This is a genomic window from Bacillus sp. JAS24-2 (assembly GCF_008274905.1).
Taxonomy (GTDB): Bacteria; Bacillota; Bacilli; order Bacillales; family Bacillaceae_G; genus Bacillus_A; species Bacillus_A cereus.
Map to the genome: position 1 here is coordinate 4068168 of NZ_CP031068.1, position 22998 is coordinate 4091165.

Below are 22998 nucleotides of genomic sequence, written 5' to 3' on the forward strand. Positions count from 1 at the left end.
TCTAATTCTTATTTAGCTCTTTTTGAATTTCTTGCTTCAATAAAAATAAAGCTGTTTGATAGTCTTGTGGATCGATTAGCTGTGATTGATTTAATTCACGCAATTCATCTTGCATTAATTGTAAATCTGCAATTCGATCTCCCGTATAAATAATCGTACCAAATTTCTTTAGCAATTGCTGAATATCATAAATAGATACCATTTCATCACCCTCTATGCTCACTTACTATAAAAAATTATAATAAGAAAACGTTCACATATTTTATTATAATCAAGAAGAAAAAGTCTCGTCAATTTTTATTTGTCTATACAAGCTTATTTGTAAGCAGTGTTCCTTTTTCTGTAATAATTTTTTCTATGTTTTTATCAAATGGCTCTACCGGAATGTGTTTTACCATTTGAAAATCATACGCTAATGACAGCGTTTTCCCTTTATAATGCACGAGATAACGATCATAATAGCCACCGCCGTACCCAATTCGCTCTCCTCGTTCTGTATAAGCTACGCCTGGGACAATTTGAAGATCAATTTCATCCATATTCACTTCTTCCGTAAGCCCGGGAATCGGTTCACGTAAATTCATATACACCGTTTCTAATTGATCAAAATTATTAATTTGCCGGAAGGACATCGTTCTTGTTCCTTTATTACACTTAGGAACTACAACTTTCTTTCCTTCTTCCCAAGCTTTTTCGATAATAGGATATGTATTCACTTCATTTTCCATTGAAAGAGTAATTCCAATTGTTTTAGCTTCAACCCACTCTTTTTGCGCATACAACGAAAATGCAATCTGTTCTGATAAAGTTGTATACTGTTCTTCTGATAAAGAATTCATGTGTTCTATTATTTGTTTACGCAAACGTACTTTCTCTGCTTTCACACATTCTCCCCCTTACAGTGACACTTTACTCTATGCTGATAGTGTATCACTTTTAACATAGGAATCGAATAAAAAAAGAAACAGTAGGAAAATATTCCTACTGCTTACTTTGTTTCACGGTGTAACGTAGACTTCTTGTCACGCTTGCAATACTTTTTAAGCTCGATACGCTCAGCGTTGTTACGTTTATTTTTCTTTGAGATATAGTTACGATCTCCGCATTCTGTACATGCTAGAGTAATATTCACACGCATTCTTATTTCCCTCCAGTACTAATAACTTAAATCAGACTATACTATAATACCACTTTTAAAATAAAAATTCTACACCTTTTGATATTGTCTAATTTTTTCTATAAGATTTTTCATATTTTCCCTTGCTATTACTGGGTTTCTAGCATGTGAATACACCAAAAATTTTGGTTGTTTTATGTCAGAAACGATATAAGACCACTCTTTTTCAGTATATTTGAACTGCACTCCTTCAAATATCCCTTCTCCCTTCCTTTCTATATCATCCAATAATTTCCTCATAATTTCCCCTTTTTCATTCCATGAACATACCACTTCATCATAAAGTAAATAGAGCGGAGGTGATTGCTCTACTATGCTGAGAAACGTTTTTCCTTGCAATGCTATTAGCTCGAATAATTTTCCAATCCGATATAAAATATCTCGCTTCCACCTCACTTGAAACGATTTTCTTTCATCCTGCGTATAAAATAGAAGATAACATTCTCCTAACTTCAAAGACATTGGGTAAATATTTCCTGTCGATTCGAGCAAGAAATCTGGAATATCTACCTCTTCAAAATCTGTACCTTGGTAAATATTACTATGTTTATCGTATAACTCGAAATGATTTCCTTTCTCCGAAAACATAAGAGCCATATTCGCTTTACTTGATTTCATCAAAGCTTTCACATGATCTTTTTGTTCGCTTGCATAAATCCATGTAACTGTACAACCAAGTCTTTGCAGAAAGAGCATAAGTAAATGTTGCAACGTATCATTTCTCTTATTAATAAGAAGATGAAACTTCTGCATCTGTATTTTCTCGATATCAATATGCTCCAATATAACTTCTATATACTCATTCATAGAAACATGAACGAGCTTATTACGCCCCATTTCTTTCTCCTGCACGTAATAAAACAATTCGGACATATATATTTGTTCTATCTCTTTTTGCTGCTTATACGTTAACGGCATGCCAGCTTGACCGTATAACTTTATAACAATCTCATTCTCATTCTCCACTTGAATGAAAACACCACCTGCACATTGCAAATGATGAACACTATATTGAAAAAGTGACTCGTTCATTTCTTTACATTCCATCGTATGAATCCCTATACCATGAATAGCATGTAAAAATAAATTTTTATAAGAGGTTGTTTCTATATTTTCTTGACTTCCAATTAATATACTTTCTCCTTTTTCAAAAAGAGAACCATACGCCATCGCAATCTTCACGATAAACTGGGGAGTAATTTCAACATTCCCTCTTCCTACAATGCGGCTTTTTTGTAACCACCCTGCACTCATTTCACTCTCTTGAATACCAGCCGCTCCTACTATCGAATGACTATCAATCGCCTTATAAGGCCATAGTTTTCCTTTTTGCTTAATTACCGTACTTCTCCCGATATGACAGTGATCCGCTACAACACTTTTTTGAAACAGTGTAACATCATCTTCAACTATTGTACGCTCTCCTATTGTCGTTTCTAATAGTTCACAATACTTCCCAATGTGGGCATTCGCAAAAACAATACTTTTTTGAAGATGAGAATAACTTGAAACGATACTATTTTTCCCAATAATAGAATATGGCTCAATTACAGCTCCTGTACCAATCTTTGCTCCTTCTCCAATAAAAGAGGGGCCATGAATTTTCGTCCCTTTACCAATCGTCACCCCTTCCCCCATCCATACCATAGGTAATACTTCTGTATAAGGAATAGGTACTTGTAACTTTTTCGTTAACAAATCAAATTGTGCTTGTCGATATTGATTAAATGTGCCGATATCTAACCAATAACCTTCTGACAAATATGCGAATAACAAATTTTTGTTTGCCAATAACGGAAACACATCATGACTGAAATCAAAAAATTGCCTAGGCGGTATGTAAGAAAAGATTTCTGGCTCCATAATATATATGCCTGTATTCACAACATTAGATACTACCTCATTCCAGCCCGGCTTTTCTATATATCGTGTAACCTCCTGGTTTTTATTCATTACAACCAATCCAAATGAGAGTGGATTTTCTACTTCTTTCACAAACATTGTTACCATTCTTTTCTTTTGTTCATGAAACCTAATTCCTTCTGATAATTGAAAGTCAGTTAATGCATCCCCGCTTATCACAACAAATGTTTCATCTAAAAATTGTTCTGCTTGTTTAATACTCCCTGCTGTGCCAAGCGGAGGAGAGTCTTCAAAATAATACAAGTTAACTCCCCATTTACTACCGTCACCAAAATATTGCTTAATGGTCGTACTCATATATTGAACAGTAATTGCAATTTCACGAATACCATGCTGACGTAATAACTCAATATTATATTCTAAAACTGGTTTTTCTAATAATGGTAACATCGGCTTTGGAGTATTACATGTTAATGGTCTAAGGCGTCTTCCTTTTCCTCCAGCTAAAATAACCCCCTTCATATACTTCAGCCTCCACTTATATAATGTTCAGTAACTCCATATACCATATGTATATTCCCTATCCCACATGAACTAGCAGCATAAACTTGATTAGTTAAACAAATCCTCATTTAGAAGACCATATAATTAAATTTCTCACCTATAAAAACGTATGTTTCAAACAACAAGAAAGCGCTTACTATAAATTGGTAAATAATACTTATTAACGACAAACATATATACTAATTTTTCCATTACATTATGATACATCTTATCATCATAAACTAAAGGAAACAACGAGCTTTTTTTGTCATGTTTTGACTAAAAAAAGCAGGTGATTTCTCATCACCTGCTTTTATTCCTACTCATTCAATAAATAATGCTTTCCTTTTACTAAATAAAAGACATTTTCAGCAATATTTGTAATATGATCTGCTACACGCTCAATATATCTCGCGACAAATGATAATTGTGTAATTTGCGTAATTGCTTCTGGTTGTTCCGGAACCGACGATATAAACTCACGAATTGCTTTTCCATATATTTCATCAACGGAATCATCCATTTCAGCAATTTGTTTCGCAAAAGTTAAATTTTCTTGTTCATATGCTTCTAACGCTAAATGCAACATCTCATTTGCAACCGCAAACATTTCATCCAGGTTGTGCAAACTAACAGCCACTTCTTTTTCCCCAAGACGAATTGTAGCCTTTGCAATATTAACAGCATGATCTGCAATACGCTCTAAATCTGTCGCTGTTTTAATTGAAATAAAAATCCTTCTTAAGTCACTTGCTACAGGTTGCTGCTTCGTAATGAGCATAAGCGCAAGATCGTTTATTTCCTCTTCTAAATTATCCATGCGGTAATCACCATCAATGACCTCTAACGCTTTCTCTACATCCCTTGTATGCAGACCTTCCATAGCCATCAATAAAGCCGCATTTGCTAATTCTCCAAGCTCGATCACCTTTTGCTGTAACGCTTTTAAATCACCTTGAAACTGTTCTCTTACCATTTTTCTTCCCCCTCAATATTATGTGCCATTATATAAAAGTGAAACTTTAATCAACCCTCATCAATCGGGATTTGATAGGCAGCAAGATCCCCTCCCTAACTTCTTTGCTTTCGCTAAATTTTAAGGTGGGGGTCTTACTGCCCGCAAATAGCGGGGTAAATCTCCTACATAGCCTCTTGCGCTTGTAATAAACCTTAAGATAAGGAGAAGTATTAGTTCTCTATTAACAGTAAGATAAAATAAGAAATGCCCTCTGTTAAGAGGGCATTTGCTCTTAGCTTTGAAACGATATCAACCAAAGCGACCTGTAATATAATCTTCTGTACGCTTATCTGAAGGAGTCGTAAATAATTTGTTTGTATCTGTATACTCCACAACTTCCCCGCTTAAGAAGAAAGCTGTTTTGTCTGAAATACGCGCTGCTTGTTGCATATTATGCGTTACGATAACAATACTAAAATCTTTCTTTAGCTCTTGAATTAATTCTTCTACTTTTAATGTTGAAATTGGGTCTAATGCCGATGTTGGCTCATCCATTAAAATAACGTCTGGCTCAATAGCTAAGCAGCGTGCGATGCATAGACGCTGTTGCTGTCCACCAGATAAACCGTATGCATTATCGTGCAAACGATCTTTTAACTCATCCCAAATCGCTGCTCCACGTAAACTTTTTTCAACAATTTCATCTAATGTCTTTTTGTCACGAATACCATGGATTTTTGGACCGTATGCTACATTCTCATAAATAGATTTTGGAAATGGATTTGGCTTTTGGAACACCATTCCTACATGCGTTCTTAATTCTTCAACTGGATATGATTTATCAAATATATTGCGTTCTCTATATTCAATTACACCTGTAGTTCGAACAATCGGTACTAATTCTACCATGCGATTTAATGTTTTTAAGTAAGTTGATTTACCACAGCCACTTGGACCGATAATGGCTGTAACTTCATTCTCATGAATACTTAAATTAATATCTTTTAAAGCATGGTCTTCCCCATACCATAAATTTAAGTTTTTCGTATCAAATACTACCTTCTTTGGCGCAGTCTCGATTTTCTCTTCGTTTTTCACCTGTACATTTACTACTGTTGCTACCATTTGAATTCCCCTTTCATCCACTTCCAACTTATTTTCGATTTCGTAACCATAAAACAAATATATTAATAAATAGCAACAAACCTAACAAAACAATCATCCCAGCTGCTGCTACATACTGAAATTCTTCTTGTGGCCTACTCATCCAATTAAAAATTTGAATTGGTAGAACTGTAAATCTATCAAACATACTAAATGGAACATAATTTGCAAACGCAAGTGCCCCAATAACTAATAGTGGTGCAGCTTCTCCAATTGCTCTTGATATCGCTAACGTACAGCCCGTTATAATCCCTGGGAAAGCATATGGCAATACAATTTGATACATCGTTTGCCACTTCGTAGCACCTAATCCGTAAGAACCCTCTAATAATACACTTGGTACTGATCGAATTGCTTCTTGACTCGCCACAACAACTGTTGGTAAAACGAGTAGACTCATCGTCAGTGCTGCTGCAACTATACTCTCTCCTAAATGAAGAGCATATACAAAAATAGTTAAACCAAGCAATCCAAATACAACGGATGGTACTCCTGCTAACGTTTGATTATTAATCTCTATTATTTTTTTAAATAGAGATTCCTTCGCATATTGCTCTAAATAAAGTGCTGTTCCAACTCCAAATATAAAAGAAACAGGTATAACAATACTCATAAATAATATTGTCCCTGACAAAGCTGCAGCAATACCAGCTTCTTTCGGATTACGTGAAGCGAAATTTGTAAAGAAATTTATTGAAAGATAACTTATACCTTTTTCAACAATTTGAAACAGTAACAAAAACAAAATTACCATTGAAAATAAAATTGCTATATAAAATAACAATTTGTAAATTCGATCTTTTAAAAAGCGTGATGCCATGTTTTTTTGTATTTTTTTATGATTCAACATTCGCATATTATGTCATCCTCCTAAAACGGCGCATAATAGACTGCGAAATGATGTTCATAATAAAGGTAAACAAAAATAACGTTGCACCTACAGCATACATGCTGTAATACGTAATCGTTCCATGCGGAGCATCACCTAAACTTACTTGCACAATATAGGCTGTTAACGTTTGAATAGAATGTGTCGGATCAAGCGATACATTCGGTGTGGATCCTGCTGCAATTACAACAATCATCGTTTCACCAATTGCACGAGAAGCCGCTAATATAATTGCTGCCATAATCCCTGTAAAAGCGGACGGAAACACCACTTGTTTTACCATTTCAAACCGCGTCGCTCCGAGTGCTAATGAAGCTTCTTTCGTCCCTTTCGCCACAGCTCTCATCGCGTCTTCAGATAGAGATGCAACTGTAGGCATCATCATAAATCCGATAACGATTCCTGGACTAATCGCATTAAAAAACTGCAAATCTGGTATAAGCCTTTGTAAAAGCGGCGTAACAATTGTTAATGCAAAAAAACCATATACAATTGTCGGGATACCTGCTAATAGCTCTAACATCGGCTTTAATATTTTCCGTGCACTATTTGAAGCATATTCGCTTAAAAATACGGCACACGCTAAACCGATAGGAATTGCTACAAACATAGCAATTGCAGTTATAAGGAACGTTCCACATATGAGTGGTAATATACCGAATTTAGGGTCTTCAAAAAATGGTAACCATTCTTTCTCCGTCAAAAAGGAGTATAATGATATTTTTTGAAAAAACATGATTGTTTCATTAGAGAGCGTAAAAACAATTCCAAGTGTCGTCACAATAGAAACGCTAGCAATTATTTTTAGTAATAAAGGCACTATTCGATTGATTCGCTGCGTTTTTTTTCTTTGTTTTGTATTTCTTTCAATCAAATGTTGTACAGAAAATGTAATTTGACTTTTGTCATTATGAGCCAAAGATGAAAACCCCTTTCCACCCTGACATTACCTTTTTATTTCTGTTAACATACGCAGCTGTTCATTGTATTTTTCTTTTCGTAATTTTACATACCCGACCTCTTCAGCGAGGTTACCGACATGCTGAATCATAAACTCAACATAGTTTGCTACATTCATTTTATTTCGGATAGATGCATTATTCACATAAGCAAGTAGCGGCCTAGATAACGGCTTATACTTACCTGATTGAATGGTCTCTTTCGTCGGAAATACACCATTTACTTTTATTGCTTTCACCTTATCTCGATTAGCCATATAATAAGCATATCCTACAAAAGCAATGGCATGTTTATCATTCATTACCCCTTGCATAATAACTTGATCATCTTCAGACAAAGAGACTTTTTTTACAATGCGATGATTTTGTAAGATGACATTTTGAAAATAATCATACGTACCAGAGTCTACGCCTGGTGCATAAAACTTCACTTGTTCACGTGGCCATGTTGAATGAATTTGTGACCATCGCTTCTCTCTTCCATCTTCACTCCAAAGTAGTCGTAACTCGTCTACTGACATATCGTCTACCCATGTATTATGGCGATTCACAACAATCGTAAGACCGTCGTTAGCAACCTCAAAAGGTGTGAACTGAATAGAGTTTTTCTTCATTTCATTTTTCTCGACTTGTTTCATTACTCTCGAAGCATTATTTATATCTACTTCTCCTTTACTGAAACGATTAAATCCTCCCCCAGTTCCAGAAATACTGATGGAAATTTTCACGTCTGGATGCACCTTTGTATATTCCTCCGCTACTGCTTCTATAATAGGAAAAACCGTTGAGGATCCATCAACTCTCACTTCTCCCTTATCATTTAAAGCAAATGCAGTAGACATTTCAAAACAGAGGAACCATATTGATAATACGAAAATCTTAATCGGTGTACGCATCCATTTCACGTGTTCTTCCTCCTAGAAGTAACCGAAAATAACAGGATTACAGATATAAGAATACTGCTAAACTATTAATTCGGTTTTAATTGTTTGTAAAAGTTTTGTAAAGTTCCACAAAAATCAACATACGATACAATTTTAATTCAGTAGTAGCTATTCATTTCCTCTGATGATTTCCCTATAAAATATTTATCCCCTATCCCACCATATACAAGTATCATTTATAGGGCCGCGTTTTTTAAATGTTGTATACTTGTCCACATTTATTACACGATATGCATAAACCATAAAAAAAAGCACACTATCTTTTCATATAGTGTGCTTTTTTACAACTTTTTTATTCATCATCTTGATCTTTGTTTTTATTGTCTTTATCATCTTTTGGAGCTTCACCATTTACTTCTTTGTTTTTCAAATCAAAGTAAGCGTCCATAATTTCACGACCAATATATCCATTAATACCAGTCTTATCATCATGTACCCATGGAACGACAACAGAGAATGCTACTTCTGGATCTTCAAGTGGCGCATAACCTACTAATGTTAAGTTATATGTTTCCACACGTTCACCTTTTGCATTTCTACCAATCTCTTTATCTCCACCATACACAGTTTGAGCTGTACCAGTTTTCCCAGCAGCTTTATATTTTGCACCTGTAAAGTACTTTGTAGCTGTACCACCTGAATCATTATACACTTGTCTAAATCCTTCTTGAACACGTTTAATTTGCGATTCTGGCATATCAATACGATTTAATACTTTCGGTTCCATAGATTGAACAACTTTCCCAACTTCATCTGGTTTCACTGCCGGTTGACGAATTTCTTTTACAACTTGTGGTTGCATACGATATCCACCATTGGCAATCGTCGAAATATATTGCGCTAATTGAAGCGGTGTATACGTATCATACTGTCCAATTGATAAATCTAGTAAGAAACCTGGTTGACTACTCTTACCCATCTGACCAGCAGATTCATTCGGTAAATCAATTCCTGTTTTTACACCAAGTCCAAACTGTCCGAAATAATAACGCATCGTATCAAATGCTTTTTGAGGTATATCTAACGTACCACCTCTCACATATGGAACACCGGCGATATTCATCGCTGTTTTAAACATATAAACGTTAGAAGACATTTTTAAAGCTGTAAGGTCATTAATGTATCCCATCGTTTTCCAAGACGACTTCGTAGGTGTACCTTTTAATTTAATTGGTTCATCCAATTGTACTGCCCCTGGTTGAATCGCACCAGTTTGATATCCAGTAAGTACTGTTGCACCTTTTACAGTTGACCCCATCGGATAAGAACTTGTCATGGTACCTAATGCAAAGTCATTTACTTTCGTTTGACCATCTTCGTTAACTAATTGTTTCCCCGCCATAGATAAAACTTCACCATTTTTTGGGTTCATCATTACAACAAATGCGCGATCTAAAAGAGGTTCACTTCCTTTAAACCTCATTAAATTCTTCGCAAGAATATCTTCCACGCGCTTTTGTAATTCCATATCAATTGTTAAGTTCAGGTCATTACCACTTTGTCCTTTTGATACATTAATCGTTTCTAAAATATTACCGTTTTTATCTGTAACATTTCTAACTTCTGCTTTCGTACCATGCAGGCTATCTTCATACTGTTGTTCAAGATAACTTTTTCCTACTCGGTCATTTCGATTGTAATCACGAACAAGATAGTAATCTAGTCTTTCTCTCGGTAAGCCTTCATCAGATGTCGACACCCCACCAAGTACACTTCGGAATAAATCATCGTACGTATATTTTCGCTCCCAATCAACATTCGTATCTACACCTGGTAATGCTGCTAGGTTTTCACTAATAATCGAATATTCCTTTTCTGTAGCATCCTTTTTAATAACTTGAGGTGTCATTGCATATCCGCCGTCCATCTTACTCTTAATCGCTAGTATTTCTAGATCTTTGGCGGATAATTGATTAATCTCTTCTTCTGTCACACGACTTCGCTGACGCTCGTCTAATTCTTTATCATCAATTTTTTTATCTTTAAACTCTTGACGATCTTTATTCGTAATTTTTTCTTTAGCTTCCTCTTTATGCATAGCAAGCCAATAATCTTTTTTATCGCGATCTGTTAATTTATCTGTCGGTACTTCAATCAAATCTGCTAGCTTTTTCGCTGTTTCTAAGCGATCCTCTGCAGTTGATCCTTTCATTTTTGTAAATGTAATAGTACGAATGGCTGCATTATCTACTACAGGTCGCCCATAACGGTCAAATATTTTCCCACGCGGTACAGGATTACTTATCGTTGAGTTTTCTTTCTTCTCCACTTCATTCTTATATTCTTCACCGCGAACAATTTGTACATATCCGAGCCTTACAATAACCGCGGAGAACATTAAAAACACGCAGAAAAACAACACGTTTAATCGAAAAGGAACGTGGGTCTTTTTCTTATTTTGCTTCTGCTTCTTGCTCATACAAACCCCCTCTACCAACAGCTATGTAATGTGAAAGGGACACCTTCATACAGGTGTCCTCACTGCTGTCTTACATCTTTTTCTATTCTAGCATAAAACAAACGAGAAGTTAACCTTCTGGTTCAGTTTGGTTTTGCGCGTTCCCTTGCGTTACAACACTTGTTTTACTCGCATTTCCCTCATCATATTTGACATTTTTAACTGCAAAATAAATAAGAAAATGTCCAGCACCTAAAATACATAATAAGTAAGGTAAACTTTTTTCAGGTGGAAAGAATAGTACAGCACATAAAAAACTTAAAATGGAACAGATTCTTCCGGCGTTTAACCATAACTCCCGAACAACGACATATTCCACACGCCATTCTCTCGCATTTTTTGCTCTACCAATTACGTCATATGTCATTGATCCGTACGGAACAAGTAAAATAGGGTATGCAATCGCAATACATGCTGCATAAATAAGTAATTTCGTGTATGTAACATTGAAAATAACTAAAAAGACGACAGCATATAAAATAATGCCTCCAAGTAAAATTGCTTTTTTTCGCCACTCTTTCTTTAACATACGAGCAACTAAGTAATAACATACAAAGGATACAGCAGAGTTCACTAAACTGTATTTCCCTAATGCGAACTCACTATTAGTTGCTAAATAAACATATACTGAAATGACAAAAATAAACGTTCCTTCTCTCAATCCTTGGAAAAAATGAGCTCGTGTAATCTTTCCCCAATTTTTATCAATCCGTCGTTCTTTCAATACTTGCACGATTTCATAACGCCCTTCACATTCTCTTTTAGATAAAAAGAAGCTTAAGACGATAGCAATTGCAAATAGAACTAATGAAAGAAAGAATATAACAGTATAACCACTCCATTTCTCCATACGTGAAATTGTGTATCCTGCTGCTATTGGTCCGATCATCCCAGAGAAGGATGTAAGAAGTCCAAGAAACCCATTAAAGAAATCTCTTGTTTCTGGTTCTGTAATTTCAAATGTCAATAAGTTAAAAGCCAACCAGTAAAAACCGTATCCTACTCCTAAAAGAGCCCCCATTAATAAAATATACTGAGAAGCACTTTTTCCTGCTACTAAGACAACGATAAAAAAAATTGCGAGCGTTCCTACCCCTATTCGTAATAAAATCGAGCGATCGATACGTTTCGCTAATTTCCCCCCTACAAGAAATGTGAGAGGCTGTAATACCACGCTTGCTAAATTATACAAGCCAAGATTCACATAATTTTGTGTTTGTTTCCATAAATAAATATTTACAAACGTATTCGATAAAGAAATTGCGAGCGTGTATAAACCTCCTATAAGGAGCAATAACACTAAATCCCGATTCACTTCAACGTCACCAATTATATGTTTCCATTTCATACACAACTCTCCTTTACTTCATGTTCTAGTCTTCCAAAGACAAGCCCAATTATGTAAAAGGAAAGCATAGAAAAAAGCTAGGGGCTCTCCCCTAGCTTTTTCTATATTTATTACAATTATTTTGCTTCTTGGTAACGTTTTTCAGCAGCGTTCCAATCTACAACGTTCCAGAATGCACCGATGTAGTCTGGACGACGGTTTTGGTAGTTTAAGTAGTAAGCATGCTCCCAAACATCTAAACCGATAACTGGCGTTTTACCTTCAGTTAAAGGAGAATCTTGGTTTGGAGTGCTTGTTACTTCTAACTCACCATTGTTTACTACTAACCAAGCCCAACCAGAACCGAAGCGAGTTGCGCCAGCTTTTGCGAATTCTTCTTTGAATGCATCGAAGCTACCGAATTTTGCTTCAATTGCAGTTGCAAGTTCACCTACAGGTTGTCCTCCGCCATTTGGAGATAGGATTGTCCAGAAGAATGTATGGTTAGCATGTCCGCCACCATTGTTACGTACTGCTGTACGGATTCCTTCTGGTACTTCGTTTAAGTTTGCAACTAATTCTTCTACGCTTTTGTCAGCTAATTCTGCATGACCTTCTAAAGCAGCGTTTAAGTTTGTAATGTACGTGTTGTGATGTTTTGTATGATGGATGTTCATTGTTTCTTTGTCAAAGTGAGGCTCTAAAGCATCATACGCATAAGGTAAATTTGGTAATTCGTGTTTTGCCATTGTTATATTCCTCCCAGTTTATGTATTGCCACTTAAGTGACATACAACTTCATTCTACCCTAATTGCCATAGGGTGCAAACAAATAAATCACATTGTCTTGCTATCATTAAAGTAGCAAAATTCCCACTTCTTTTCAATTAAAATGCTCATATATTCCGTAAAAAAAGCTTCCTTCTACAAGGAAGCTTCCTGCTAACATAATAAACATGTGAAATGGATATGGACCCTGTAGGACTCGAACCTACGACCGGACGGTTATGAGCCGTCTGCTCTAACCAGCTGAGCTAAGGGTCCACAATTATGTATGTAACAATATATCAAATAAAGGAATTCCTATCGGATATGCTCTTTAAGAAATGTAAGATAAATTTACCATATAGAAAAGAAAAGTGTCAATTGTATTTTTCTTATTTAAAAGAAGAAAGTTAATAAAAGAAATTTAGTTATCTCCACTATATGTAAATATAATATATCTTGAGATTCTCTAGATTACTACGTTACAATGATTTTATACATACATAAAGGAAGTGAATCTATGTCCATATTTACCCAATTCGTAAAAAGCATATACTCGCCTAAAGATATGGCGCTATTCCGTTTTCAAAAAATCGGTAAAACCATTTTGTATATTATGCTACTTTGCTTAATTACTACTATTCCAAGAACTTTTTTGTACGGTAGTTTTATCCAAGATGGTGTAAGCATGGTAAATCAAGTCATCGATAAAGATTTACCTGATTTTAAAATTGAAAATGGCGAACTAAAAGCCGATATTGATCAACCTATTGAAAAAGAAGAAGGAAATGCACTTTTCGTATTTGATCCAAATTCAACAGACCTAGAAAAATATCAAAATAAAACAGGTTTATTTGTTTTAAAAGATAAAGTAGTCTCTATGGGAAATGGTCAAATACAAACGTATTCTTATAACGATTTGTTAGGTGCATCTCTTGAGAAAAAAGATCTACAAGAATTTATTTCTTTATTCGATAATATTTATCCAATTTTATTATTTGTTATTGGATTCTTAGTGTACCTATTCCAATTATTCATCACTTTTGTAGGTGTGACTTTACTTGCGTTCATCGGTTCTGCTATGAGCGGTCAACGTAAACTATCCTATAAACAAGTTTGGACACTAACTGCATACAGCTACACAATCCCAACAATCTTCTTTATGATTATGGATGCATGTAAGATTGTCGTACCTGGATCAACATTCATCTATATCGCAGTTGTTTTAATTGTTCTGTACTTAACGATTAAAGAAGTTCCAAAACCGAAAGAAAAATAAGAACGAAAAAAAAATGCCTAAATAGGCATTTTTTTTTTGGACAAGCATATATTCCTAGCAAAGGAGTGAAGAATATGAAGAGATTAGGTATATTCCTATTCGTGCTTGTTCTCGGTTATATATTTTATTACGATATAAAAATCGGTACTTTACCGATGTTAAGTTCATATAAAAAAACAACTGCTGCTCAAACGATTAAAAAAGAAAACACAGACAGTCAACAAAATAAAGAGAACAAAACAGAAAAAGAAACGGATGTATCTTATAAAACAATTGAAGTAAAAACTGGTGAGACAGTTCTTTCTATTACAGAACAAATTAACAAGAAAAAAATTCCTTCCATAGAAAAAGTCATTGACGACTTTAAACAATTAAACAAAAGTACATCTGCTACAAAAATACAAATTGGAAAGTCTTATAAATTCCCCTTATATCGATAAGCTATCACTTAATCCTTGTCAATTACATAAAGGCGCTGATACAATAGTAAAAGTGAAACCGAGTACTTCGGTTTCTATAGCCCTATATCACGTATACTATCATTGATATGAGGGACTAAATAAGAAACTTCTTTTATAAGGAGAGCGATCTATTCGTGAATGAAATGACTCATCGTACAAAAACACGTCCAGTTAAAGTCGGTAATTTAACAATCGGCGGTAATAATGAATTAATTATACAAAGTATGACAACAACAAAAACACATGATGTTGAAGCAACAGTTGCTGAAATTAAGCGTTTAGAAGAAGCCGGCTGTCAAGTCGTCCGCGTTGCCGTTCCAGATGAACGCGCAGCAGATGCTATTGCTGATATAAAAAAACAAATCAACATTCCACTTGTTGCTGATATTCATTTTGATTATCGCCTTGCTTTAAAAGCAATTGAAGGCGGCATTGATAAAGTACGTATCAATCCAGGTAACATTGGTCGTCGCCATAAAGTAGAAGCTGTTGTAAATGCAGCAAAAGAGCGCGGTATTCCAATCCGTATTGGTGTAAACGCTGGTTCATTAGAGCGTCATATTTTAGAAAAGTATGGGTACCCAACTGCAGATGGTATGGTTGAGAGCGCGCTACATCATATTAAAATTTTAGAGGACCTAGATTTCCACGATATTATCGTATCTATGAAAGCCTCTGATGTTAACTTAGCAATTGAAGCATACGAGAAAGCTGCTCGTGCTTTTGATTATCCATTACATTTAGGTATTACAGAATCTGGAACATTGTTTGCCGGAACTGTAAAAAGTGCTGCTGGTCTTGGAGCAATCTTAAATAAAGGCATCGGAAATACACTACGTATTTCATTAAGTGCTGATCCAGTTGAAGAAGTAAAAGTTGCTCGTGAACTATTAAAATCATTCGGTCTTGCGTCTAACGCAGCAACACTTATCTCTTGTCCAACTTGTGGTCGTATTGAAATTGATTTAATTAGCATCGCTAACGAAGTGGAAGAATACATCTCTACACTTCAAGTACCAATTAAAGTTGCAGTACTTGGTTGCGCTGTAAATGGCCCTGGTGAAGCTCGTGAAGCTGATATCGGTATTGCCGGTGCACGTGGAGAGGGATTATTATTCCGTAAAGGGCAAGTCGTTCGTAAAGTACCAGAAGAAACAATGGTAGAAGAACTGAAAAAAGAAATCGACGTAATTGCTGCTGAAATGGCTGCTGAACGAGAAAAAGAAAAAGAGACACAAGAACAATAAAAAGAAGGTTGCCACAATATTTGTGAGCAACCTTCTTTTCTACGTAAAAAAGCTCGTCAGTTTAACCGACGAGCTTTTACTTTGCACATTTTGGACAACGACCATATATTTCAAACTTATGACCCGTTACTTCATAACCGGTAAAATCTTTATTCATAAAATCCATTGGGCAGGAAGTAATCTCTTTCGTTCCCCCACAATCCAAACAAATAAAATGATGATGATGTTCCATAATAGAACAAGTAAAACGAAAATGTTTTTCACCATTTAATTCCGTTTGTTCTAAAACACCAATCTCAGCAAAAACTGTTAAGTTACGATAAATCGTATCAAAACTAAGCCCCGGATAATCGTCCTTCATATGCTCTAAAACGTCTTTCGCAGTTAAATAACGATTATGTGCTGCAAATAATCTGAGCATCTCTTCTCTTTTTCCAGTATGTTTGTATCCTTTTTCTTTCATTAGGCGTAAAGCTTCTGTTAGATTCATACCTATCCCTACTTTATGCAGTTTTTTTCTTCTTCCATAAAATCGCACCGATTAAAATAAGAACTGCTATCATAACAATTGTACCACCTGGCGCTAGATCAAGTTGATACGAAGCAAACATTCCACCAATTACTGCAATTTCACCAAATAAAATGGAAAAGAAAATTGTTTGTTTAAATCCTTTAGCAATACGAATACTTGCTGCAACTGGTAACGTCATTAATGATGATACAAGAAGAACCCCCACTACACGCATTGATACTGCAATGACAAGAGCAACTAATATAATGAAAATAAAGTGAATCCATTTCGCTCTTAAACCAGTTGATACTGCGTATTCCTCATCAAATGATAATAGAAACAGCTCTTTATATAATAAAATAATTGTCGCAACAACAACAATTGCTACAATCCCAATAATAATTAAATCTGTACTTGTTACAGCACTGACACTACCAAATAAATAACTAAATAAGTCTGTGTTAAATCCATTTGCAAGTGAAATGAAAATAACTCCAACCCCCATACCTGCCGAAAGGATAATTGGAATTGCTAATTCTTGATAGTGCTTATATACAGTTCGTAACTTTTCGATTAGTAGCGCTCCACCAATCGAGAAAATCATCCCCATATATAAGGGGTTTAAAAACCCACCTGTAAAAATGGTTTTTTCAAGTAATAAACTTGCTGCAATACCCGATAACGTCACGTGACTTAATGCATCCGCAATAAGAGATAAACGACGAATAACAACAAACACACCAATTAGCGGTGCAACAAGTCCAATTAAAATACCTGCGTATAAAGAATTACGTAAAAAGTCATATTGTAAAAAATCTTGTATCATTATATCCTCCCGTGATGCTCATGTTCGTGTTCTAAACGATGAACATGATGTCCATATAAGACGGACATTTCTGCATCTTCTAACTCTCGGAACTTCTCTACATTTCCATGGAAATGTAGATGTTGGTTTAGGCATGCAACATGTGTTACTTTTTCAGTAACAGCTCCCATATCATGAGTAACAAGAATTAATGTGATCCCGAGCCTTTTGTTTAAATCCTCTAATATTTCGTAAAAACTTTCCACATTTTTCACATCGATTCCAACAGTAGGCTCGTCCAAAATAAGCAATTCAGGATCACTAACGAGCGCACGAGCAATAAATACACGCTGTTGCTGTCCACCAGAAAGCTCTCCAATGTTACGACCTTGAAACTCACTCATCCCTACATCAGCAATTGCTTTTTCTACCTTTTTCTTATCCTCTTTTGTGAAAAAGCGAAAAAGCCCTTTTTTCGAAACAAGTCCCATTGACACAACTTCAGAAACAGTTGCTGGAAAACCAGAATTGAAACTATTTGCCTTTTGGGATACATAACCAACTTTGTTCCATTCCTTAAACTTCTTACTATCAACGCCAAACACGCGAATGCTTCCTTCTTTTGGCTTTAAAACACCTAATAAACACTTAAGTAAAGTTGATTTACCTGAACCATTCGGTCCCACTAAACCTAAAAAAGCTCCCTTCGGAACTTGCAAATTAATATTTTCTAACACATTCCGATCTTCGTATCGGAATGTTAAACCTTCAATTTCTAATATATTATTCATAGCATCTCACCTATTTTAATTCAGAATGATTCCGATTTATATCTATTTGAATTATAGTACAGCTTATTATAGTTGTAAACCAATCTGCCTAAAATATATCTATTTTTTCAAGAAACCTTACTATTATAACAAAAAGCAGAGAAAAATTCTCTGCTTTCGAAAAATATTCCTATAAACTTTTTAGTGAATAGCCGATTTAAACTTACCACCATTTGTCTCTTGCGTGCTCATAATCGTAACAAACGCATTTTCATCAATTTCATGCACAATTGATTTTAACTTCGTCACTTCTAGACGCGTTACAACTGCATAAATAACTTCTTTTTCTTTATCCGTGTAACCACCTTTCGCTACAAGCTTTGTAGTTCCACGGCCAAGACGATGCAAAATCGCGTTTGATACTTCCTCATATTGATCAGATACAATTAAAACCGCCTTCGTTTCATCTAGCCCTTGAATTACTGTATCGATCGTTTTAAATGCGATATAGTACGTCATAACAGAATACATCGCTTGTTCCACACCAAACACAAATGCTGCCCATGCAAAAATAAATAAGTTCACAAACATTACGAATTCACCAACAGAGAACGGTAATTTCTTCGTTAATAAAATCCCCATAATTTCAGTTCCATCTAGCGATCCACCATGACGAATTACAAGTCCTACACCAAGACCTAAAATAAGACCACCAAACACTGTCGCTAAAATAGGTTCTGTTGTAAATGGTGGTACCGCATGTAACGTTGACTCAATGAAAGCTAATGCTACAATACCAAATGTCGAAGATAACATAAATGTTTTTCCAATTTGCTTATAACCGGAATACATAAATGGGATATTGAGAACAACGACTAAAGTAGAAAAACTTAACCACCAAATGTTAGGAGTAAGATAATCTAATATAAGAGAAATACCAATAATTCCACCATCAATAATTTTATTTGGCATTAAAAATAGTTCAATTGCTACCGCCGCGCATGCTGCTCCAAAAATAATCATAACTAAACGATAAATGAGATGAATAACACTTTCTTTTCGATGTTGCTTTTGCTCCATAAGTCCTCCCTTTACTCTTTTTCTGTAGTTTTGTCCTTATATTATAACATACGCTTCTTTTCCTCATGAAAAAAGAAACTCCATACGAATATGTACAAGCTATATGCTCATATATTTCGATAGAAGAACGCGTGAAGGAGGATAATAAGATGAACCTCATTAAACAAATTGTTAATAAAAAATTAAATCATATTTCTACAAAAGAGTTATTAAAATATAGCAAAGAATATGAAGTTCCCATTACAGCCGCACAAGCTGATCAAATCGTTTTACTTATGAAGGGTAAAAATATTAATATTTACGATAACAACGAGCGACTAGAGCTCTTAAAACAAATCGCAAAAGTAACTTCCCCTGCCACTGCCCAACAAGTAAATACATTATTTCAGCAACTACTAAAATAAGGAGGGGATTTCCCCCTCCTTATTGCGCTTTAATTTTTTCAAGAAGCCCTTCATCAAAAGTGCCGTTTTTCAGCATTTCGATTTCCAATTTGTATGGCGGCTTCTTATCTTTTTTATCTTCCCCTACATACGGTGTTTCAAGAATTTTTGGTACATGCATTAACTGTGGATGATGTACAATGTGATGCAATGCTTTATACCCAATGTGACCAAATCCAATGTTTTCATGACGGTCTTTTCCTGCTCCGCGTATATTTTTACTATCATTAATATGAAGTACTTGTAAACGATCTATACCAACGATCTTATCAAATTCGTTTAATACGCCGTCAAAGTCATTTACAATATCATATCCTGCATCGTGCGTATGACATGTATCAAAGCATACAGATAGCTTTTCATTATATTTTACACCATCAATAATTTTTGCAATTTCTTCAAAGCTACGACCGCATTCTGTTCCCTTTCCTGCCATCGTCTCTAACGCAATGTTAACCGTCTGTTCTGGCGTTAATACTTCATTAAGCCCTTTAATAATTTGTTGAATACCAGCATCCGCTCCAGCACCAACGTGCGCTCCTGGGTGAAGAACAATTTGTTTCGCTACACCTAATGCCGATGTTCTTTCAATTTCCATGCGAAGAAAGTCTACGCCTAATTGGAATGTTTCTGGCTTCGTCGTATTCCCAACATTAATAATATACGGCGCATGGACGATAATTTCCTCAATTCCGTTCAGCTCCATATGTGTTCTTCCTGCTTCTATGTTCAATTCTTCAATTGGTTTTCTTCGTGTATTTTGCGGTGCACCTGTATAAATCATAAACGTTGTTGCACCGTATGAAACAGCCTCTTCACTTGCTGCTAATAACATTTTCTTACCACTCATGGAAACATGAGATCCAATCTTTAACATACAATCACCTCTTCAATATACAATAGATATAATGATAGCATAATTTGTAGAAATATGTAGTGAATTGTTTGTTCACAAAAGATGCACTACACAAATTTATATGACTATTTATACAGACTATACTTTTCATTTAAATTAGCTGGATTAAGTGAAACTTTAATCAATACTTTTCTATCCATATTGATTACACCTCCCACAAATAGCGGGATAAAAAAAAGATAAGGGAAACCCCTTATCTTTTTTTATTGCCATATTTTTTCTTCACTTTGTCACGTTCTGTTGCAAGTTTACGTTTATAGTTTGGTTTTACTTTTTTCGGTTTTTTAATAACTTTCGTTGCCATAACATCAAGTTCGTCATTTGGTTTTTTACGGCTCTTACGACGACGACGCTCACCTAAATCGGCCCACTCATCTCCGCGTAAATCTACATGCTTGAACTCAATATGACGTTGTTTTTCTAAACTATCTAACGCTTCTTCGTTTGCTGGATCATATATCGTCACTGCAATACCAGAATGCCCCGCACGTGCTGTTCTTCCAACGCGGTGAACGAAGAAATCTAAATCTGATGGTAGCTCATAGTTAATAACATGGCTAATCCCTTCAATATCAATACCACGTGCTGCTAAATCAGTCGCAACAATATATTGGAATTCAAGGTCACGAATTTGTTTCATCATTTTTTTACGATCACGTGGTGATAAATCCCCGTGAATTCGTCCAACTTTTAAGCCGCGTTCCATTAATCCATCAGCAACTTGGTCTGCCATCTTTTTCGTATTCGTGAAAACAACTGCTAAATACGGTTTAAATTGAAGTAGCATTTTATGCACTAAATCAATTTTATTACGATGTTTAGAAGGCACTAAATAGTGTTCAATGTTTCCAGCTGCAACTTGTTTTGGATTGATATGAATATGCTCTGGATTCTCCATATACTTCTTCAGAAACGGTTTTAGTTTTTGAGGAATTGTTGCAGAGAAAACTAACATTTGCAAGTTTTTAGGCATGCGTGCTGCAATTTTATCTACATCATGAATGAATCCCATATCAAGCATTAAGTCTGCTTCATCGACAATAATCGTATTTGCTTTATGAACAAATAATGCTTGCTCTTCTACTAAATCTTTAATACGTCCTGGTGTTCCAACTACGATATGAGGTTGTTTTTTCAACTTTTCAATTGAGCGTTGTTTATCAGTTCCACCAATTAAACAACGTGCTGTAATCATTTGGTCTTCCGCACAAAACTTTGTTAATTTCACGATTTCTTCGTAAATTTGTTGTGCTAACTCACGAGTAGGCGCTGTAATAACAAGTTGTACTTCTTCACGACTTGCATTAATTCTGTTTAATGTAGGAAGTAAGTATGCATGTGTTTTCCCAGAACCTGTTTGGGATTGTCCAATTACACTTACACCTTTTTTCACGACCGGGAAAATTTTCTGCTGAATTCCTGTCGGCTCTGTAAAGCGTAGTTCACGAACTGCATCTATTAAAAATGGTTTAAAATCATACTGTGTAAAAGTTTGTTGTGTCATAAGTTACACCTTCTTTCTAAAATTTCTACTGCGCGCACAAATCAGTCAAGTCTACATTATATCGAAATCTACAAGTAAAATCCATCTTTAGTTTAGGTTTTCACTTCAAAAACTAACCTTCTTCCCTTTTATTGCATATTGTATGTGTATATACCTAACTGAAGAAAGGAGGATTTCTCACATGTTTCCGAAATCCCCTACAAGGCAAATGTATCCGAATCCAGGGCAACAACCTTATACACCATATCCAATTCCACAACTACCACCAATGGCACAAAAAAAGAAAGGTTTTCTTGCTAAGCTTTTTAAAAAACACGATCCAACCGAGCCTTTTATGCAAATGGTTCCACCTTACCGACAAATGGAAGGGCAACCGATGATGCATCAGCAACCACCACCGCCACAATATCAACAGCAATATCAGCAGCAATACCACCAACAATATCAGCAGCAACATCCACAATATCAACCATACATGCAGCAACACCCTGAGCAAATGATACCGCCTCAAATGTATGAATCAAATGAAACGCGCGGCGGCGCAACTACAGCTGCGGCAACAGCAAGCAGTGGCATCGGCAGTTTCTTTTCGAACTTAATTTCAAATCCCACTAATATGATAAACAACATCGAAAAAGTATCCCAAGTCGTTCAATCTGTAGGTCCTGTCGTCGAACAGTATGGTCCTATTATGCGTAGTCTACCAAGCATTGTTAAAATCCTCACCTCTGGAAAAAGTACGGAAGAAAATCAAACGGAAAATGTAACAGAGCCAGTTGAGGTAGAAAGTCCGCCTCCTGCACCTCAAAAAAAGAAACGAAAACGAAAGAAAATAGTGATTGAACCTGTAATAGAAAAAGAGTTACCGAAAGAACCAGTTCAACAAACAGCAACAAAACCAAAACTATATGTGTAACAATCCTTTGTTTTCTATC

Annotated in this window: 23 protein-coding genes and 1 tRNA gene; 5 read left to right on the forward strand and 19 right to left on the reverse strand. The window is 35.5% G+C overall.

Annotated features, from left to right (window positions below; genetic code table 11):
* Position 1: 1 nt before the first annotated feature.
* The 13 genes from DN407_RS21120 to DN407_RS21180 form a co-directional block, all read right to left on the reverse strand.
* Positions 2-202, reverse strand: coding sequence for a YqgQ family protein (locus DN407_RS21120; protein WP_000253699.1), 201 nt, complete (start codon positions 200-202; stop codon positions 2-4).
* A gap of 103 nt (positions 203-305) precedes the next feature.
* A complete protein-coding gene (locus DN407_RS21125; RefSeq protein WP_000642751.1) occupies positions 306-884 on the reverse strand; it encodes a 5-formyltetrahydrofolate cyclo-ligase in 579 nt (192 codons plus the stop codon).
* A 104-nt stretch (positions 885-988) separates the two neighbouring features.
* Positions 989-1138 (reverse strand): 50S ribosomal protein L33, encoded by a 150-nt coding sequence (rpmG, locus tag DN407_RS21130; protein WP_001265616.1) that lies wholly within the window; start codon positions 1136-1138, stop codon positions 989-991.
* Positions 1139-1207: 69 nt separating this feature from the next.
* On the reverse strand, positions 1208-3562 hold the full coding sequence (locus DN407_RS21135) for a sugar phosphate nucleotidyltransferase (RefSeq protein WP_000679343.1): 2355 nt from the start codon (positions 3560-3562) through the stop codon (positions 1208-1210).
* A 340-nt stretch (positions 3563-3902) separates the two neighbouring features.
* The gene (phoU, locus tag DN407_RS21140) at positions 3903-4559 is read right to left on the reverse strand and encodes a phosphate signaling complex protein PhoU (RefSeq protein WP_000251243.1); all 657 of its coding nucleotides are present in this window, start codon (positions 4557-4559) and stop codon (positions 3903-3905) included.
* Between the two features lie 291 nt (positions 4560-4850).
* Positions 4851-5666 (reverse strand): phosphate ABC transporter ATP-binding protein, encoded by an 816-nt coding sequence (gene pstB / locus DN407_RS21145; RefSeq protein WP_000226681.1) that lies wholly within the window; start codon positions 5664-5666, stop codon positions 4851-4853.
* 28 nt (positions 5667-5694) lie between these two features.
* On the reverse strand, positions 5695-6561 hold the full coding sequence (pstA, locus tag DN407_RS21150) for a phosphate ABC transporter permease PstA (RefSeq protein WP_001242564.1): 867 nt from the start codon (positions 6559-6561) through the stop codon (positions 5695-5697).
* A 1-nt stretch (position 6562) separates the two neighbouring features.
* A complete protein-coding gene (gene pstC, locus DN407_RS21155; RefSeq protein ID WP_000940912.1) occupies positions 6563-7513 on the reverse strand; it encodes a phosphate ABC transporter permease subunit PstC in 951 nt (316 codons plus the stop codon).
* 27 nt (positions 7514-7540) lie between these two features.
* Positions 7541-8458 (reverse strand): PstS family phosphate ABC transporter substrate-binding protein, encoded by a 918-nt coding sequence (locus DN407_RS21160; RefSeq protein ID WP_000871817.1) that lies wholly within the window; start codon positions 8456-8458, stop codon positions 7541-7543.
* 331 nt (positions 8459-8789) lie between these two features.
* A complete protein-coding gene (locus tag DN407_RS21165; protein WP_000038982.1) occupies positions 8790-10916 on the reverse strand; it encodes a peptidoglycan D,D-transpeptidase FtsI family protein in 2127 nt (708 codons plus the stop codon).
* Positions 10917-11025: 109 nt separating this feature from the next.
* Complete coding sequence (locus DN407_RS21170) at positions 11026-12303, reverse strand: MFS transporter (RefSeq protein ID WP_000871383.1); 1278 nt, start codon at positions 12301-12303, stop codon at positions 11026-11028.
* A 116-nt stretch (positions 12304-12419) separates the two neighbouring features.
* Positions 12420-13031 (reverse strand): superoxide dismutase [Mn], encoded by a 612-nt coding sequence (gene sodA, locus DN407_RS21175; protein ID WP_001052035.1) that lies wholly within the window; start codon positions 13029-13031, stop codon positions 12420-12422.
* 221 nt (positions 13032-13252) lie between these two features.
* Positions 13253-13326: transfer RNA gene (locus DN407_RS21180), tRNA-Ile, on the reverse strand.
* A 241-nt stretch (positions 13327-13567) separates the two neighbouring features.
* Between DN407_RS21180 and yqgB the strand changes: the two genes are divergently transcribed.
* The 3 genes from yqgB (at position 13568) to ispG (ending at position 16034) form a co-directional block, all read left to right on the forward strand.
* Positions 13568-14326, forward strand: coding sequence for a protein YqgB (gene yqgB, locus DN407_RS21185; RefSeq protein ID WP_000021899.1), 759 nt, complete (start codon positions 13568-13570; stop codon positions 14324-14326).
* 74 nt (positions 14327-14400) lie between these two features.
* Positions 14401-14766, forward strand: coding sequence for a protein YqfZ (yqfZ, locus tag DN407_RS21190; RefSeq protein WP_000825417.1), 366 nt, complete (start codon positions 14401-14403; stop codon positions 14764-14766).
* Between the two features lie 164 nt (positions 14767-14930).
* Entirely contained in the window at positions 14931-16034 is a 1104-nt protein-coding gene (gene ispG / locus DN407_RS21195; protein WP_153577907.1) for a flavodoxin-dependent (E)-4-hydroxy-3-methylbut-2-enyl-diphosphate synthase, read from the forward strand.
* Between the two features lie 76 nt (positions 16035-16110).
* On the opposite strand, the gene DN407_RS21200 is transcribed toward ispG, so the two are convergent.
* The 4 genes from DN407_RS21200 to DN407_RS21215 all read right to left on the reverse strand — a co-directional run bounded on the left by DN407_RS21200 (position 16111) and on the right by DN407_RS21215 (position 19200).
* Positions 16111-16524: a Fur family transcriptional regulator gene (locus tag DN407_RS21200; protein ID WP_001054516.1), complete on the reverse strand. Its 414-nt coding sequence runs from the start codon at positions 16522-16524 to the stop codon at positions 16111-16113.
* Between the two features lie 13 nt (positions 16525-16537).
* On the reverse strand, positions 16538-17371 hold the full coding sequence (locus DN407_RS21205; protein ID WP_000613815.1) for a metal ABC transporter permease: 834 nt from the start codon (positions 17369-17371) through the stop codon (positions 16538-16540).
* On the reverse strand, positions 17371-18141 hold the full coding sequence (locus tag DN407_RS21210; protein ID WP_001059662.1) for a metal ABC transporter ATP-binding protein: 771 nt from the start codon (positions 18139-18141) through the stop codon (positions 17371-17373). Before DN407_RS21210 ends, DN407_RS21205 begins: the two co-directional genes overlap by 1 nt.
* A gap of 180 nt (positions 18142-18321) precedes the next feature.
* Positions 18322-19200, reverse strand: a complete 879-nt coding sequence (locus tag DN407_RS21215; RefSeq protein WP_000435963.1) for a YitT family protein — start codon at positions 19198-19200, stop codon at positions 18322-18324.
* A gap of 149 nt (positions 19201-19349) precedes the next feature.
* Between DN407_RS21215 and DN407_RS21220 the strand changes: the two genes are divergently transcribed.
* Positions 19350-19604, forward strand: a complete 255-nt coding sequence (locus DN407_RS21220; RefSeq protein WP_001048954.1) for a DUF2624 domain-containing protein — start codon at positions 19350-19352, stop codon at positions 19602-19604.
* A gap of 19 nt (positions 19605-19623) precedes the next feature.
* On the opposite strand, the gene DN407_RS21225 is transcribed toward DN407_RS21220, so the two are convergent.
* Together DN407_RS21225 and DN407_RS21230 are read right to left on the reverse strand one after the other, a co-directional pair.
* Positions 19624-20520: a deoxyribonuclease IV gene (locus DN407_RS21225; protein WP_149216621.1), complete on the reverse strand. Its 897-nt coding sequence runs from the start codon at positions 20518-20520 to the stop codon at positions 19624-19626.
* A 232-nt stretch (positions 20521-20752) separates the two neighbouring features.
* Positions 20753-22063, reverse strand: coding sequence for a DEAD/DEAH box helicase (locus tag DN407_RS21230; protein ID WP_000194015.1), 1311 nt, complete (start codon positions 22061-22063; stop codon positions 20753-20755).
* Positions 22064-22244: 181 nt separating this feature from the next.
* On the opposite strand from DN407_RS21230, the gene vrrA reads away from it, so the two are divergent.
* Positions 22245-22979: a VrrA/YqfQ family protein gene (gene vrrA, locus DN407_RS21235; protein WP_000484170.1), complete on the forward strand. Its 735-nt coding sequence runs from the start codon at positions 22245-22247 to the stop codon at positions 22977-22979.
* The last annotated feature ends 19 nt before the right edge of the window (positions 22980-22998 follow it).

Bases quoted from the DNA above. Each gene is read 5' to 3' on its own strand.
- yqgB (WP_000021899.1), top strand. From the start codon at position 13,568: ATGTCCATATTTACCCAATTCGTAAAAAGCATATACTCGCCTAAAGAT.
- sodA (WP_001052035.1), bottom strand. From the start codon at position 13,031: ATGGCAAAACACGAATTACCAAATTTACCTTATGCGTATGATGCTTTA.
- DN407_RS21165 (WP_000038982.1), bottom strand. From the start codon at position 10,916: ATGAGCAAGAAGCAGAAGCAAAATAAGAAAAAGACCCACGTTCCTTTT.
- DN407_RS21135 (WP_000679343.1), bottom strand. From the start codon at position 3,562: ATGAAGGGGGTTATTTTAGCTGGAGGAAAAGGAAGACGCCTTAGACCA.
- DN407_RS21200 (WP_001054516.1), bottom strand. From the start codon at position 16,524: ATGAATCTAACAGAAGCTTTACGCCTAATGAAAGAAAAAGGATACAAA.
- ispG (WP_153577907.1), top strand. From the start codon at position 14,931: ATGACTCATCGTACAAAAACACGTCCAGTTAAAGTCGGTAATTTAACA.
- vrrA (WP_000484170.1), top strand. From the start codon at position 22,245: ATGTTTCCGAAATCCCCTACAAGGCAAATGTATCCGAATCCAGGGCAA.
- DN407_RS21120 (WP_000253699.1), bottom strand. From the start codon at position 202: ATGGTATCTATTTATGATATTCAGCAATTGCTAAAGAAATTTGGTACG.
- DN407_RS21170 (WP_000871383.1), bottom strand. From the start codon at position 12,303: ATGAAATGGAAACATATAATTGGTGACGTTGAAGTGAATCGGGATTTA.
- phoU (WP_000251243.1), bottom strand. From the start codon at position 4,559: ATGGTAAGAGAACAGTTTCAAGGTGATTTAAAAGCGTTACAGCAAAAG.
- yqfZ (WP_000825417.1), top strand. From the start codon at position 14,401: ATGAAGAGATTAGGTATATTCCTATTCGTGCTTGTTCTCGGTTATATA.
- DN407_RS21230 (WP_000194015.1), bottom strand. From the start codon at position 22,063: ATGACACAACAAACTTTTACACAGTATGATTTTAAACCATTTTTAATA.
- DN407_RS21210 (WP_001059662.1), bottom strand. From the start codon at position 18,141: ATGAATAATATATTAGAAATTGAAGGTTTAACATTCCGATACGAAGAT.
- rpmG (WP_001265616.1), bottom strand. From the start codon at position 1,138: ATGCGTGTGAATATTACTCTAGCATGTACAGAATGCGGAGATCGTAAC.
- DN407_RS21205 (WP_000613815.1), bottom strand. From the start codon at position 17,371: ATGATACAAGATTTTTTACAATATGACTTTTTACGTAATTCTTTATAC.
- pstB (WP_000226681.1), bottom strand. From the start codon at position 5,666: ATGGTAGCAACAGTAGTAAATGTACAGGTGAAAAACGAAGAGAAAATC.
- DN407_RS21225 (WP_149216621.1), bottom strand. From the start codon at position 20,520: ATGTTAAAGATTGGATCTCATGTTTCCATGAGTGGTAAGAAAATGTTA.
- DN407_RS21215 (WP_000435963.1), bottom strand. From the start codon at position 19,200: ATGGAGCAAAAGCAACATCGAAAAGAAAGTGTTATTCATCTCATTTAT.
- pstA (WP_001242564.1), bottom strand. From the start codon at position 6,561: ATGCGAATGTTGAATCATAAAAAAATACAAAAAAACATGGCATCACGC.
- DN407_RS21220 (WP_001048954.1), top strand. From the start codon at position 19,350: ATGAACCTCATTAAACAAATTGTTAATAAAAAATTAAATCATATTTCT.